Origin of the sequence: Bdellovibrio sp. 22V, assembly GCF_030169785.1 — a bacterium.
Lineage (GTDB): Bacteria > Bdellovibrionota > Bdellovibrionia > Bdellovibrionales > Bdellovibrionaceae > Bdellovibrio.
Map to the genome: position 1 here is coordinate 3,039,341 of NZ_CP125854.1, position 15,901 is coordinate 3,055,241.

Genomic DNA, 15,901 nt, shown 5'->3' on the forward strand with positions numbered 1-15,901 from the left:
TTACACAATAGTCAAAGTTTAGACAGCCCGAGTCTCAACCTATTCTTAAAACTCTTTCGGCTTGAGTCCTGCGTCTTAATTCCGATACAACAGGGGCATGAAAAAATTACTGTCATTTAAGAATCTGATCCTCGTCCTCCTCTTATCCTTCACAGTTGGCTGCGCCATCTCCTTCAAAAAGAAGCAATGGGATTTGCCTCCCCGTGCGGCCGACGAAGTGACTGTGATGTCATTTAACGTCGAAAACTTGTTCGACACCACTCACGATAAGGACCGTGAGGATTGGACTTATTTGCCGCGTTCTTTGAAATTGCAGGATCCCGAAGTGCGTAAAGGCTGTGAGCAGAACGACAGCGCCTATCGCCGTTCCGAGTGTCTTTCAACGGATTGGAACGAAACTCAGCTTGATAAGAAGCTCACGAACCTCACTCAGGTGGTTTTAGACGTTGATGGCAACGGCCCTGACGTTTTGATGTTGATCGAAGTTGAGAATGAAAATGTTCTGAATATCTGGAACGCGAAGTATCTGCAAAAAGCCGCTTACAAAACGATCGTGCTTTTGGAAGGTCCCGATAAGCGCGGTATCGACGTAGGCTTGATGTCTCGTTTCCCTGTCGTCGGTAAACCTGTTCTTCACCCGATTCCGTGGAAGCCTGCTAATGACGAAGACAAAAAATGGATGGAGAGATCTCGCGGCGTTTTGGAAGTGACACTGAAGGCTCCCAACGGAGATCCAATGACCTTCCTTGTTGCGCACTTTCCTTCGCAAGCGAATCCAACATACTGGCGTCAACAAGCGGCGGAGTTCGTGGCAAAGTTGATCAAAGACAAAGGCCCGAACGCGATGGTGATTGCCGGCGGCGACCTGAACATCACGCATGAAGAGGAAGAAAAAGTTCATATCTTCCGCGACACTTTCAGTCCTGTTGGAGCGGTGTCTCACTTCGTCGGCTGTAAAGACTGCGATGGCACTCACAACTATCGCAAATCCTGGTCTTTCCTGGATGCACACATTTACTCAAAAGCCTTGTTAGCAGAAGGTGCCGGCAGCTATCAAATGGAACCCAACACGATCGACGTCATTCGCTACAGCGACGTCCATCTTAAAAAAGGTAAATACCCAAAACGCTGGGACTATGACCGCATGGACGGTGTCGCGGATCACTTCCCTCTTTATGTTCGCTTAAAACAAAGAGGCCCTGCAAAAACCCCGGTCGCTGACGAGAAAAAAGCCGAAGTCAAAGACCCGAAAAAATCCAAGAAAACAAAAAAGTAAAAACTAAAAAAAAGCCGCGAACCCCGCGGCTTTTTTAAAAGGTGCCTGCTTCTTTTTTATGGCGAAAGCGCGGCGAACGCGCGGTCGCCAGAAAAAAGAAGCAGGCCCCGTTCGTATCGAGTTCCGCGGGAGGGGGGGGGGGTGCCGCTGGGGGTGACGACCAGAGGGCCTGGTCGTTTTTTATTGATGGATTGTGATTACTACTGAACCGCGAAAACCTCATTGCCATCTCGATCAACGGAAGAAACCACTCGGAAAGACGCATTTGGATTTGCAGTCACCACAGGATCCAAAGTCACACCGTCAACCACGACTACGATTTTGTACTGTCTTGCTAATGAAAGAGTTCTCTGTGTACCTCCCGGAACGACGATGCTTTGCAGAGGGCGACCCTCTGATTGAAAAGTGAACTGCGTTTCTTCGAGTAGAGTGTTATTTAGATTTATGGCACCCACTGTAGAGCCCTCGCCTTGCTCAAGACTAAATTCTTGTTGTCCGTTTCTCGCGTGAATGATGGCGCTGTAGTCACCGGATCTCTCTGTATCAATGTCTACTCGTTGAGAGACATACGTGTTGCCGCGAAGAATGGTCGTTGCCGTCAGCGAGAGCGTGCCGTCGTATTTGGAAATATAGAATTGATCGGGCAACATTCCGAAACATTTGTCGATCATGACATCTCCTTGATAGATGGCAAATTTGACCAAATGTTGAGTGCCGTTATCGACACGCATAGAGGCATGACTCATTGCCGGTAACGCAAGAAGTGCGAAAACTAGAGTTTGTGTGATTTTTTTAGTAAGTGATTTCATATTGTTTTCCTTTTAAAGGGTTGTTGATGTCCTCCTTTAAAAGCAATGGCGATACCAACTTTTTTGACTCTTAGATGCAATATAGAGACTTTGAAACAAGTCCTGCCGAGAACCCGGCAAGGAGATTTGTTGAATTTTCGGCGCCTGCCGGATTGCCGGCAAGCGAAGGAGCATTCCCAGAAAATCGAAAACTATCTTTTGTTGATGGTGAGGATTCATCAGTCCAAAGTCCTTACGGCAATGAAACCATTTCCTAATCCAAGACGAAAAAAAGAGCGCATCGTTTTTAGGTCTATAACGACGTTCGCAAAAATGTGAACGAACATTTTCTTTATCCGAATCTTTATAAGGTCTCCAAAGAGTCCGATAGCGAGGTAAGGCTCACTCTTGGAGGCTTCGTGGTTCGTCTTGGAATGGTACGCTTTCTTACAATAATCTCGTTTTCCATTTGGGGAATGCAGACCGCTTTCGCCGCGCCAGCAGCAATGACTTACCAAGGCCGCATTTTAAAAGCAGATGGAACTCCGTTGGAGTACAACGATGTTTCCTTTCTATTTCAGATTTTAGATCCCTCAGGACAATGTCTGATTTATCAGGAACAAATCACCGGTATTAACATGGCTCATTCCGGAGGTGTCTTTGACGTGCCGATCGGTCAGGGCACCGTGCAGTTTCCCAATGGCGGAGGCAGCACTCTATTAGATGTCTTTAATAATGTGACGGTTTTTACCTGTGGCTCGTGTTCAAGTTCTGGAAGTTCTTATTCATGTAGCAATGCTTCGAGTACTTACCCCTCCGCGATGGGCGATGGACGTAAGCTGCGGGTTTCTTTTTATGACGGTAGCGGCTGGAAAACAATTTCGCCGGATAATGTGATTCGCTCTGTTCCCTTCGCCGGTTTCGCGCAGTCGGCGCAAAAGCTCGGGAACAATGTGGCGAGCGACTTTCTCACAAAAGTGGGACTGCCGAACTGTGCTGCGAATACATTTCTTTCTTGGGACGCCACCTCTGGAGTCATGACGTGCGCGGCGGTGTCAGGAGCCAGCGGTGGTACGGTCACAAATATCGCAACAGGCACGGGTCTGAGCGGAGGTCCCATCACTTCCACGGGAACGATCAGTCTTGCCAATACGGCGGTGACGCCGGGAAGTTACGGCTCTGCCACCCAAGTCGGTACATTCACGGTCGATGCTCAAGGACGTCTCACTGCCGCAGGCAGTGTTACGATCAGCGGTGTCGCTCCGGGTGGAGCTGCAGGGGGAGATCTTAGCGGCAACTATCCCACGCCGACGGTGACGGGACTCAACGGTACAGCTTTGTCAGTGGCGTCTTTGGCGTCAGGTCAGTTTTTAAAATACAACGGAACGAACTGGGTGAACTCGGTGGTGGCAACAGGAGATGTTTCCGGTCTCAGCGCGACACTGTCGAACTATGTCACGCAATCGGCATTCAACGGTTACGTCGCTTCCGCAAACTGCACACAGAGCCAAACGTTATCATGGAATTCCGTCAGTAATAGTTTTCAATGTCTTGCGATCAACGTCGGTCTTGCAGGCGATGTGACTGGTTCCATCGGTGCAAGCAAAGTGGTGGCATTACAAAATCAACCTGTCGATGCTACCGCTCCTTCGGCGAATCAGGTATTACAGTGGGATGGTTCGAAGTGGGCACCGGCGAATCTTCCGGCGGGGAATCCTGGAACCATCACGGCTTTAACGGGAGATGTTTCGGCAAGCGGCAGCGGCTCCGTCACGGCAACAGTGAATTCTGTTGGAGGTTCCAGTGCGGCGAATGTTCATAACGCCGAATTGCTTGCCAACGCTGCGACCAACAACAACACCGCAAGCACCATCGTAAAGCGTGATGCTTCTGGAAATTTTTCCGCGGGCACTATCACAACGAAAGGAGCTGTATTCACGGACGCTGGTTCCAATACGGTGACCCTTTCAGCTCCAACGACCGTCACAACGAGTTACGTTTTGAAATTACCAACGGCCACAGCATCCGTGAACGGGCAGGTGCTGTCATCAGATACTTCAGGAAATTTATCTTGGACCACGCCTTCGGTTTCCTCTGCGAATATTAGCGGCGTGATTCCGGTCGCCAACGGAGGCACCAACTCAGGAACGGCGCTCAATAACAATCGCATTATGGTTTCCAGTGGTGGGGCCATCGTTGAAGCTGCCGCGCTGACGAATGGACAAGTTTTAATTGGTTCAACGGGAGCAGCTCCGCAAGCAGCTACACTCACAGCGGGAAGCGGCGTGAGCATCACCAATGGGGCTGGCAGTATCACGATCGCAACAACGGGAGCCGCACCGACAGGAACTGCTGGCGGGGATTTAGGCGGAACCTATCCGAACCCCAGCGTAGATAAAATCAAAGGCGTCGCCGTTTCCGCCACACCTACGCTCGCAGGGCAAATTCTGCGTTACGACGGCACAAATCTTGTTCCTGCATTTGTTTCCATGCAAGATTTAAGATCGACAGTGACGGGAGCACAATCGGCGACGTCATGTACGGCTTCACAAACACTCACGTACACGTCGGTCTCTGACAACTTAACTTGTTCCAACATTGCGATTTCCAATACACAAGTTTCGGGTTTGGGTTCACTCGCAACAAAGTCCGTCGTGGATCTAAGCACTGCAGAGGCAACGGGAACTTTGGCCGTTTCTAAAGGTGGTACAGGAACTACGAATGGATCTATCACCGGTACGGGAGCTTTGGCGTTCACTGCGGGTGGTTCGAATCAAAATATCACGCTCTCGCCCAGTGGAACGGGAGCGACGATTCTCAATGGCAATGTCGGCATCGGCACGTCTTCTCCAGGGGCAAATACGCGTTTGAATGTCGCGGGGCAAATCGTTTCCGCATCTGGTTCAATAACCACAGGAGCCGTAGATTGGAGCACAGGAAACGCAGTGACGACTTCGTTCGATTGCGGCAGCAATATTTCATTTGCGAATATGCGTGACGGTGGTTCTTACACGCTGGTTGTCACCGGAACCGGCAGCACACAATGCAATTTTGCGACGGCGTTGACAGGCGATGGCGCCGCCACCGTGTCTTACAGATTTAAGCCTACGAATGGAACAAGAGATCCCAACTCTCATTCAGTGTATTCGCTGATTCGTGTTGGCAATATCGTTTACGTGTCCTGGATTTCGGGGTTCTAATATGCGCGGCTTTATATGTCTTTTTGTTCTCTTCGTCGCGACTTCTGCAGAAGCCTTCCGCTCGAACGTGGGGTTCTGGCAATGCCCGATGTTTCCTGGTCCCAATTATCAAGTGGACAATGCCGTACGTGCGATTGTTTCCGACGGGACAACAACGTACATTGCCGGCGATTTTACCTCGGTGAACGGAGTTGCCAGAAACCGTGTTGCCGCCTTTGATGCCGCAGGAAATTTGACGAGCTTCAATCCGGGCGCCAGCGGTTCGGTTTACTCGCTGGCTTTGAAAGCGGGAACCCTTTACATGGGCGGAGCATTCACTTCCATTGGCGATTTCAAAAACGCTCGCAGCGTCGTTGTGGATCCAGCCGGAGTTATTAATAACACTTTTGCGACCATGCCCACAAACGGTGATGTTTTGTCGTCGGTTGCGGATGGATCTGGCGGTTGGTATCTTGGTGGTGCGTTTACCACGGTGGGCGCATTGAGCCGTTCACGAATGGCCCGTCTTAGTGCGGATGGATCTTTACATTCTTTCAGTCCCTCAATGAATGGCTCCGTGCAGACGCTTTTACGCGAAGGAAGCACGATCTATGCGGGGGGCACCTTCACTTCAGTCAACGGGCAATCACGCTCGAACTTCGCGGCGGTGGATGATAACGGCAGTCTTTTGCCCTTGAACGTGCGTTTCAATAACACGGTTTCCGCCATTCGCAAGTTCGGTAATACAGTTTATGTTGGCGGGTCTTTCACCAGAGCCGGTGCATTCGTTTCTGCGACTACGGGAGCCGAAGTCAATTTCAATGGTGATGCAAACCAGAACTTTCCTGCCGTGAATGGTCCCGTTCTTACGGTGATAGGGGACGGCAGTGGGGGCTGGTACATCGGTGGAAGTTTCACGACCGTGGGCGGAGTTGCGCGCAGCCGTGTTGCTCGCATTAATTCCGATGGAACTCTGCATGCGTTTAATCCGAACGTCAGTGGTCAGGTCAACGCTCTGGTTCTCGATGGAGCGAATTTATATATCGGCGGTGGGTTCACCTCGGTCGGTGGACAAACACGTAATAACTTAGCTGTTGTCAATGCTGCCACAGGTGCCGTAGCGGCGATGGATCCCAACGTGGACTCGACGGTTCTGGCGCTTGCGTTGATCGGTAACAATCTTTATTTGAGTGGAACGTTTAAAAACGTCGGAGGAGTTTCACGAATTCGTCTGGCGGCGGTGGATAAAACAACGGGAGCGGTCCAAAGTTTCAATCCGCGATTCAGCGCGGAGGTTTCTGAACTGGCCGCTTACAATGATCTTTTATGGGTGGCAGGCAGCTTCAAGACGACCGGTAATTTTGTTGAATCCACAAAAGGCGCTGAATTTTCATCGGCCGGTGCTGTGAACCAAAATTTCCCCGCAATAGATGGAACCGTTTTCGTAGTGATCCCGGATGGCGCCGGCGGTTGGTTCATCGGTGGGAATTTCACAATGGTAGGAGGTTCCGCGCGCAAAAGATTGGCGCGTATTAACGCCGACGGAACCGTTCATGCTTTTAATCCTGATGTTGGCAACGGCTCTATTCTGACTATGACGTTAAACGGATCGACGCTGTATGTGGGAGGAACGTTCGCTTCCTCCACCATCGGCGGTCAGACGCGTTCGTATCTTGCGGCGGTGGATGCGGCGAGTGGAACGGCGACAGCGTGGAATCCGGCACCGAATGCGCAAGTGAATGCACTGGCTTTGAAGTCCGATGGATCCACTTTGTATGTCGGTGGCCAATTTGGAAGTGTGAGCGGTCAATCACGAAGCCGTCTGGCAGCCTACGACACTGCTACGGGAAATTTAAACGCTTGGAACCCCGGTTCGACCAACAATGTGAATGCTTTACTACTGAACTCAGACGAATCTGTTTTATACGTCGGTTTGTCGGGAACGGCCACGATCGGAGGGCAGTCGCGAAACTCTGTCGCAGCGGTGACGACTGCGACCGGCGTCGCGACAGCATGGAATCCTTCTTCTTTCGGCGTCGTCAACACTTTGGCTTTGTCGCCCGATGATTCTATTATTTATATCGGCGGAGCAATCACCTCTGCCGGAGGGCAAACACGCAACAGAATTGCAGCACTGAGTACAAGCACGGGGCTTGCGACTTCCTTTGATCCCAACGCAAACGGGAGTGTTCTGAGTTCCGCTCTTTCCGCTGACGGAGGGACTCTTTATATAACGGGGCAGTTTACGTCAGTGGGCGGTCAAAACAGAACTTATATCGCTTCTCTGGATACGAGCACAGGGCTTGCTAATTCTTTTGCTCCGTTCTCCGACGGCAATGGATTTTCTGTCGCTTTATCAGCGGATGAAAGCCGCATTTTTATCGCCGGTTCTATGACTTTGCTTGGAGGCACCGCCCGCAGTCGTATGGCCGCCATAGATACGACGCTAGGTACGCTGACTTCTTTTGATGCAAAGGCCGACAACGATATTTATTCTATACATTTGTCTCCGGACGGGAGCACGATTTACGCAGGAGGTGCTTTCGCCAATATCGGAGGACAAGTCCGAAGCCGTCTTGCCGCCTTAAGCACGACAACAGGCGATGCCACGGTGTTTGCGCCAACGACAAATAGCAGCGTCTTGTCGTTAGCTCTGAATGGAAGCACGCTCTACGTCGGGGGAATGTTCACCACAGTGGGCGGTGAAAACAGACCTAGGGTCGCCGCCGTGAATGTCACGACCGGAATAGTTGAAGACTTCAATCCGTCGTGGAGTAGTGGCTCTGCCGTCGCACTGGCTGTTGATGGCGCGCGCTCTGCGGTTTACATCGGGAACAACGTTGTAGGGGAAGTCGGTGGCTTCGTTCGCAATTATTTGGCGGCCCTTGATGTGACTTCAGGGCAGGTCACGTCGTGGAACCCCAGTGCCTCCAACGTCGTCAACGCCATTGAAATCAATGCCGGAGGAACGTTGCTGTATGCGGGAGGCTCCTTCATCACGATCGGTGGAGCCAGCCGCAATCGCATCGCCGCGCTGGACCTCAGCACGGGAGCCGCGACCGCATGGGATCCGAATGCCAATAACGTCGTGAGTGCGCTGACGTTAAGCGGGGACGGCAATACGATTTATATCGGAGGAAGTTTTTCAACAATGGGCGGTGTTGCCCGCAACCGTATCGCTGCCGTTTCCACAGCGACGGCAGCGACGACGTCTTTCAATCCCGACGCCAATGGCCCTGTGAATGTGCTCGCGTTGTCTCCGGATGAAAGCAGCATTTACATGGGCGGAAGTTTTACAACCGTGGGCGGTCAGACACGCAACCGCTATGCTGTCATCGACGCCGCCGGCAACGTCACGGCCATGAATCAGGGAGCCGACGGCACAGTGAATACGATTGCTGTTTCTGGCTCTAGTATATTTGTCGGTGGAGCATTTAACACTTTCGGCGGGTCATTTCGCAATCGCATCGCCGCCGTAGATACCACCACGGGTGTTGCAACAGCGTTTAATCCCAATGCCAATTCAGACGTATGGTCGCTGCTTCTCAGTCCCGATGGTTCTGTTGTTTATGCCGGTGGCTCCTTTACAAACATAGGTGGTCAGGCTCGCACAAAACTTGCGGGTTTGGATTCAAGCACAGGTCTTGCGAATTCTCTTAACATCAACATGAACAACATCGTTTACGCGTTGACGATGAAATCAGATGGATCTCTTCTTTATGTCGGAGGAGACTTCACATCGGCGGGGGGACTAACTCGCAGAACACTCGCTGCCATTGATACGGCCGCAGGAACAGTGACTGGATTTAATCCGGCCGGTTTTTCAGGATCATTCGACGTCGTATACACTTTAGCTCTTACGTCAGATAGTAACACCTTGTACGTCGGCGGAGACTTTGATTTAGCCGGTGGTGCTTCACGAGCAAATATCGCAGCACTCAATACCACCACGGGAGGCGCAACTTCTTTCAATGCCCCCGGTTCGACGTACATTAAGTCTATCGTGCTGAGCGCAGACAACTCCATGGTTTATGTCGGCGGATATTTCAGCAGTCTCAACAGCATTCTGCGCTACAATTTCGCGGCCCTAGAGGCTTCGTCTGGAACGCCGCTTTCACTAAACCCACGGTTCGGAACGGCTGGCAGCCCCGTGTATGCTCTTGCTCTGAGTGGAAAATATCTGCATGGGGGAGGCAGCTTCGCTTCTGTCGGCGGAAACGCCAATCGTCAGAATTTCGCAACCTTTATGACCTGCAGGTAAGCGATCTTAGCGATTGCTTTTTTTTCAGCAAGACCGCAATGTGATTTGAACATGTCACAAGATCGCACCGTCAAAAAAATAGCCGTGGTCGGAAACGCCGGGGGAGGCAAAACGGCGTTGAGCCGTCGTTTGGCTCATATTTATGATCTTCCTCTCACGCATGTGGATTCGATTCAATTTCTCCAAGGGATGAAAATCCGTCCGCACAAAGAATCCATTGAAATTCTTTTGGCAGTGGAAGAACAAGAGCGTTGGATTATTGACGGCTATGGTCCGCTTGACATCATTGAAAAAAGATTTGCGAAAGCCGACCGTATTCTTTTCATCGACTTTCCACTGTGGCGTCACTATTGGTGGTGCACGAAAAGACAGATTAAAAACTTATGGTCACGACGTGAAGAACTTCCTCCCGGCTGCGATGAAGTCAGTCTGGAGCACACGCTGAAGCTTTACAGAACCTTGTGGCGCGTGCACAAACAAATGCGCCCCGAGCTGCTCCGAATTTTTTCACGAGAACATCTTAAAGGGAAAGTGCAATACGTTCGCACTCTCAAAGAGTGGAAACGTATTGCTAAAGAAGGACTTTAGTTTTCGTCAGAAGAGTAAATCACAGGAACAATCTGTGATTGCGCATCTTCTAACAAAACGTCACGTACGGATTTGTTTTGAGGAGCATAGAGAATCAAATCACCTGTGCCATAACCTTTTGTCAAAGGGACGACAACGGAATCCCGTCCTTGCAACTCGATCATTTCAGGAAGATCCGTAAAGCTTTGAGCCTCTGAGCGAAGGGAGATTTTCTTCCACTCTTTATCCTGGCCAGCCAAATAATCGTCATATTCAATCGCGCCGTTATCTTGATGCGTAGTCGAAACTTTGATATTAAGCTCCCCCGTATCAGCTAGAGCCAGTAAAGAAATATCTGCTTCGATGATCGCCAATGTCGAGTTGTCGAACACGTGCATTTCTTGTTCGTCAATCAAGGCAGGAGTGTAGTTTTCTTCCGCTTTGTCAGGGTTGATAACATAATCCTTTTCGTATTGCTGACGAAGAGCGCGCGCCGTTGCGCCATCCAAAAGGAGGCTGACAAACTGGCTGCCTTTGTGGCCGGCAAGACTTTCTTGTGTCAGACCCGCGATCTCTTGATCGGTGACGCCGTCTTTATCGGCATCAATTTGCACGTTCACTTCGCATGTATCCCAAGTCGTCATGCCTTCATAAAGTTTTACAGCGACTTGCAACTTGCGGACGCCGTCTTTTTCCAAGACGCGATATCCCGCCGATTGCATATCGCAGTTACGATTGTGAACAAGATCGGGCTTTGTTTCTTTCTTGCGAGTATCCAAGGCAAGAAGATTGAAAAGATACGCCGGGCCTTTATTCAAGCCTTTGTTTTCAAGTTTCAACTCGGCAGCGCTGCCTGCCGCATCCGCTTCGGAAGTCGAGAACACCGTCAAAGCCGTTGCTTTGATTTGCGAAATCTGACGAGCCACCACTAGCGCCGGCAACTGAATCATTTGTTTGTCGTTCGCGATAAATGTGAAGAAGCCATCAAGCTCGTCATTGGCAGAAGCCATCAAAGTCGCATTGATTTTTGCTGTGACGACAACGGACTTCGCCTCGCCCGGAGCCAAAGTCACGGCCGCTGCCGAAACTTTCAGAGCCTGTGACCCTTTCCAAACCGGCGTCAGAGTCAAAGCCTCTGTACCGATATTTTTAAGCGTGATCGTTTTGTTCAGAGTTTTTTGTTTCTCAACGTCCGTAATGCCAAAGGAAAGTGTGGAAGGAATAGCGACAACCTGTGCTGTCAAAGAAGCGCCCACTTGCACGCGGCCCGCGCCTTGGCGGCTGACCGTGTACGTTTTTTGTTCTGCATCCGCGATCACTTTGCCATGACCTAACAAAACGGATTTAAGTTCGTACGGATCAAGATCCGTGTATTTCTGTTTAAGCAGCGCCATCACACCGGCGATGTGCGGACCCGCCATCGAAGTGCCTGACATGCTTTCGCCTTTATCACCTCCGCCAACAGAAGCGGAAATGATGTTCGAACCAGGAGCCGCAATTTCAGGCTTAATCATTCCATCTTCAGAGCGGGGACCACGAGAAGAAAAATTCGAAATCGTATCAACCAACCAAGGTTTTTCAATCACTGCTTGAGATTTCAAATCCACAGTGACGGGACCCGCTTTAAGTTGCGCCTTAAGACTGTCGCCGACCTTTTTGGAAATCATCACGGCCGGAATATCGAAAGCGCCGTCACCGCCCATGATAAACGGCGGCTCATTGTCGTTATTGGCAACAACAACGGCGATAGCACCGCCGTCCTGCGCACGGCGGATTTTGTCGGCAAACGCGACAACACCGCGGTCAATGAACGCGACTTTGCCTTTGATTTTTTCTTTCAACGCGGAATCAAAATCTTTATCCGCGACACCCAAGTGAATAATTTCGCCTTGTAAAGCCGGGATCGTTGCTAAAGTTTTTGTGATCGCAGCCTCAACGTACTCTGTCGTTGTTGTTCCCGCAGATCCTGTAAACTCAACAGCAGGGAATTGCACGTTTTGGTTCATGTTATCAACACTTGAAGCAACCGAGATCGCATCATCAGAAACGCCCGGAGCCCCGACAATGTAAGGTTTGTCGCCAGAGTTACCACCGGAAGCAACCACGATTGTACCACCACGAACCGTGTTGCGAATCGCATGGTTGTACATGATATGTGGATTACCGTAACCACTTCCCAAGGAAAGATTCACAACGTCTAATTGATCTTTGAAAGTCAAATCGCCTGTAGGATCAATCGCATATTCCAAAGCCGCAATAACGACTTCATCACTTGTAGAACCTTTCGCGCCAAAAACTTTGATTGCGTAAAGATCCGCCGCAGGAGCGACACCATCATAAGTATTCACGCCGTCACCAAATCCCGCAACGGTTCCCGCGACGTGAGTTCCATGACCGCTCTCGTCCAAAGGATTTGCGTCAGGAACGGGAATACGTTTTTCAAAATTCAAAGACCCCGAGTGATAATCGCTGCCAACGAGGTCAATGCCGCCGACAACTTTTTTATTCGGGAATGCCGCATTGGCTTGGCGGGGATCGTTGTTTTTATAAGCCTCTTCCGTGCCTTCACCCAAAAACATTTTGTGAGTGTAGTCGATGCCCGTATCGATGATGCCCACCTTCATGCCTTGGCCGCGAATGTTTTGTTTGTAGGCTTCTTCGCTGCCAATAAATTTTACGGAGGTGTTTTCTCCCACGGGCACGACAGCTTTTGTTTCAGCCAGGGCAGGGCGAGCGAAAGTTCCCGGTTTTTCCGCCATGACAACATTTGGAATTTTTTGGATTTCTTCATAGACATCCGCAGGAGCCCAAATAGCCAAACCATTCAACACAAGTTTATAGCGGATCAAGACGCGGATCTTTGGTGAAATTTCTTGAAGAGCGGCAATCGTTTCTTCTTGCTCGGCAAGAATCACTTTCAAAAGTTTTGGATTGATTGTCAAACGGCCGTCTTTGCGCTCGGCCATTTCTAAAAGAGCCGGTGTTTGCAATTTCAAGATGGCGATCATCGGCTCTTCCACAGTCGGTCTTGTCACGAAAAGACCGTCCAAGAAGCTTTGGTTTCCTAAATCGTTTTTAGGGGAAGGTGTACAGCCTGCTGCGAGCAAAGAAGTAATTACCAGGAAAGAAATAAATCTCATGATGTCCCCCCGCCGAATCAGTGTCATCTCGGCACTAAATGGGGCTTAAAAAGCCCCGCGGGGTTGTATATCCAAGTTCCGTGCCGGAAGAAAGCTTAATCTTTGGGGTCGAAATGACAAATTCGCTTAAAAAAGAGTCTCTTCGCCAGTGACCGTAAGAACTTTGACTTTTTCGGTGTTGCCGATGGCGGCATCAAGCGAGTCCACCCAAATATTTGCGTCGCCGCTAAGATTCAGGAAGGTCTTTTGAGTTGAAAAGGTCATGAGTGTTTGATTGTGCAGCAGGCTTCTGCCGATCAGAGGTGCGGTGCCTGCCACTTTCGTCGCAGTGCCGGTGATTTTATCGTAAGACATAAGCTCCACCGTTCCGTACTGGGGGGCCGCCTCGGCATCAAGAACAGATGGATAAATAATTTGTCCCGAGCTTGTAAACATCAGGTGCGAATAGGTCTCCATGTTAAGCATCATCATGGAAATCGGTCTTGAATAATATGCGACCCAATCTTCGCCGGGCGCGATCGCACTCGCCAAAGACGTCAAAGTGCCATCTTCATTGGCTTTAAATAAGTAATACGGATTGATGTGGAATGGGGAGAGGTCCACTTCTCCTCCCACAGCATAAACTTCGTCATTAAAAACATCGAGATGGATGTACGCGCCGTACTTTCCAACTTGCGAAACACCAGAGTCGGTGAACTTAAGAATCTTCATAAGACCCATACTGTTTTCCCAGACAGTTGCATAGAACGCGTTGGAGGTTTTTCTCCACGCTCTTGTGTAGCCCGCGATAATCGGCGCTGCCGAACGCGTTGAGGGATTGTAGCGATAGACATTTGTTTGCGGGACACCCATGTAATCGCCTTCGGGCAGATCGATAAAATACGTGCCATTAAGGAAGAACTCTTTTTCCTCGCGGGCGACATTTTGATAGTTGAGGTATTCACCAGTGTGCACAAGCGATGCAAAGACTTTCACAAGCGTTCCGTCGGAAGGACGATAACTGTAAAGATGATCGGGCCCTGCAGGATCTGTGGCGTCTTTGGCAACGATCAGAAGATCGTCTCCGGCTTTACGAATAAGCTTCACAGATTCGATGGATGTGTTCAGCGGAGTCAGCGCACCGGATGATGGAGTGAATTGATAAAGACCCGTCGCGGTGCCCCCATAATAGAGGCCTTTAAAAGGATAAAGAAGCAATCCGAGACTTGTTGAAACCGCCGTAATACTGGGACTGGCCGACGAGGTTTTTCCATCATTAATCCGCCATGTGCTTTCGCTCCCGCTTTTAAGAGAAGCAATATAAAAGTATTCGCCGTCGTACTGAACGGGCTTGCGCGGATCTACGGGAACGTCGACGCCCAAAGCGGTGAATTTGGTCCCGTCGTAAACCCAAAGTTCCTGGGAACCCTTTAATGGATCCATGTCAGAGCTCATTGCCAGCGACGGCACACGAAGCCCTGATAAAACCATCGAACCGTTGTCGTTAAGACCCAAAATATTGACGCTGCCCCAAGCAAAAGGGATTTCGATTTTCTTGTAAACACCTGCGGAGTAATAGCCGATGTAAGATGGTTTATATTCGGGTGCGATAATCACCGGCTCCGTATCCAAATTCATGTAGCCAATACTTTGATAGCGGCTGAGGTAAGGATTGACGGTTGTGAAGTTTTCCTGAACGGTAGCAATCGAACTTCCTGTGGCTTTGTAAAGGCTTTGTCCTGTGGGATTATTGAAAGAGGTGAAGTAAATGCTGCCACTATGTTCTTCTAAAGATTTCGGTAAAAGGTGATTGGCTATAATGGCTGGAGTTAAAAATGAATCTCCGCGGTGCATGTACAATCGACGGACATCACCATCTTTTTTGCTGAAGTAAAGATAGCTTCCGGTTCTTGCGATATTGCGCGGATTCGTCCACGAGGAGCCGCCTAAAATACCTTCCTCAACTGGCAAGTCTGTCGCCACCACCGTGGGGGCCGCATCGCCGGGGTTTATCACATAAAGCGTATCTGTCGCCCCCGCATTTTCAGTGTAGTAGACGCGTGTGCCGAAGTTCGTGTTGAATAAGTCTCCTCCGGGAGGACCGTTAAGAGTTGTAAAAGTGTCTTCGCTCGGGCCGATACACAGCTTGGGATTGCACGTGTAGTTCGTGTCTTCAAAAGACTTGGAGCGGATTTCCGCAGCACCTGCCGCGCTGACGGGAAGGATCGAGTCTGTGCCTGTATCTAATTTGAAAAAATGATTGGTGAAGGTCGCATTGGTTGCGATGAAATAAAGTTTGTCCTTATAAGGCATCGCGTGCGGAGAAAGACTTGAGTAAGTGCCGCCCAGCAACTCGGTGACCGTTGTGCCGGTGATCTTCCACAGCGAACCGTTGTCGCCATAAAGATAAATTTTGCCAGAGATTTTATAAAACCAGAAATTGCCGTTCGTCGCAGGATCAAGAATCTCCGCGCAAGTCGTTCCGTCAAAATAATTGATGACGTCGGAGCCGGGTCCCGTTTTCATGCCACGAATATAAAGCAGGTCTCCTTGTGCGATGGCATTGCTGGGCTGTTCAAAACCCGCGCAGGTCACAGGTGTTAAAGCTGCTGTGGCTTTGGTGATTTTGACAAGTTCTTTCGTCAGCGTGGGCGTTTCAAAGAGCGCCAAATAGTAAGTTGAGGCCTCACTTAAAAAAAGCAAACGACTGT

7 protein-coding genes are annotated in these 15,901 nt (G+C 50.1%); 4 read left to right on the top strand and 3 right to left on the bottom strand.

The features are described 5' to 3' along the window. The first annotated feature begins 97 nt into the window (after nucleotides 1–97). A complete protein-coding gene (locus tag QJS83_RS14670) occupies nucleotides 98–1,276 on the top strand; it encodes an endonuclease/exonuclease/phosphatase family protein (protein ID WP_284605894.1) in 1,179 nt (392 codons plus the stop codon). Between the two features lie 200 nt (nucleotides 1,277–1,476). On the opposite strand, the gene QJS83_RS14675 is transcribed toward QJS83_RS14670, so the two are convergent. Then, complete coding sequence (locus tag QJS83_RS14675) at nucleotides 1,477–2,085, bottom strand: hypothetical protein (RefSeq protein WP_284605896.1); 609 nt, start codon at nucleotides 2,083–2,085, stop codon at nucleotides 1,477–1,479. A gap of 398 nt (nucleotides 2,086–2,483) precedes the next feature. On the opposite strand from QJS83_RS14675, the gene QJS83_RS14680 reads away from it, so the two are divergent. Genes QJS83_RS14680 through QJS83_RS14690 form a run of 3 tightly spaced genes read left to right on the top strand, consistent with a single transcriptional unit; the run spans nucleotide 2,484 to nucleotide 10,092 of the window. Further along, on the top strand, nucleotides 2,484–5,264 hold the full coding sequence (locus QJS83_RS14680) for a beta strand repeat-containing protein (RefSeq protein WP_284605898.1): 2,781 nt from the start codon (nucleotides 2,484–2,486) through the stop codon (nucleotides 5,262–5,264). Nucleotide 5,265: 1 nt separating this feature from the next. Further along, complete coding sequence (locus tag QJS83_RS14685; RefSeq protein ID WP_284605900.1) at nucleotides 5,266–9,504, top strand: beta strand repeat-containing protein; 4,239 nt, start codon at nucleotides 5,266–5,268, stop codon at nucleotides 9,502–9,504. A gap of 51 nt (nucleotides 9,505–9,555) precedes the next feature. Next, nucleotides 9,556–10,092 carry a P-loop NTPase family protein gene (locus QJS83_RS14690; RefSeq protein ID WP_284605902.1) on the top strand — a complete coding sequence of 179 codons (537 nt, stop codon included), beginning with the start codon at nucleotides 9,556–9,558 and terminating at the stop codon, nucleotides 10,090–10,092. Here the strand turns inward: QJS83_RS14690 and QJS83_RS14695 are convergent. After that, nucleotides 10,089–13,211 carry a S8 family serine peptidase gene (locus QJS83_RS14695; protein ID WP_284605904.1) on the bottom strand — a complete coding sequence of 1,041 codons (3,123 nt, stop codon included), beginning with the start codon at nucleotides 13,209–13,211 and terminating at the stop codon, nucleotides 10,089–10,091. The two genes, QJS83_RS14690 and QJS83_RS14695, sit on opposite strands and share 4 nt — an antisense overlap. A gap of 126 nt (nucleotides 13,212–13,337) precedes the next feature. After that, nucleotides 13,338–15,860: a cupin domain-containing protein gene (locus QJS83_RS14700; RefSeq protein ID WP_284605906.1), complete on the bottom strand. Its 2,523-nt coding sequence runs from the start codon at nucleotides 15,858–15,860 to the stop codon at nucleotides 13,338–13,340. Nucleotides 15,861–15,901: the final 41 nt, after the last annotated feature.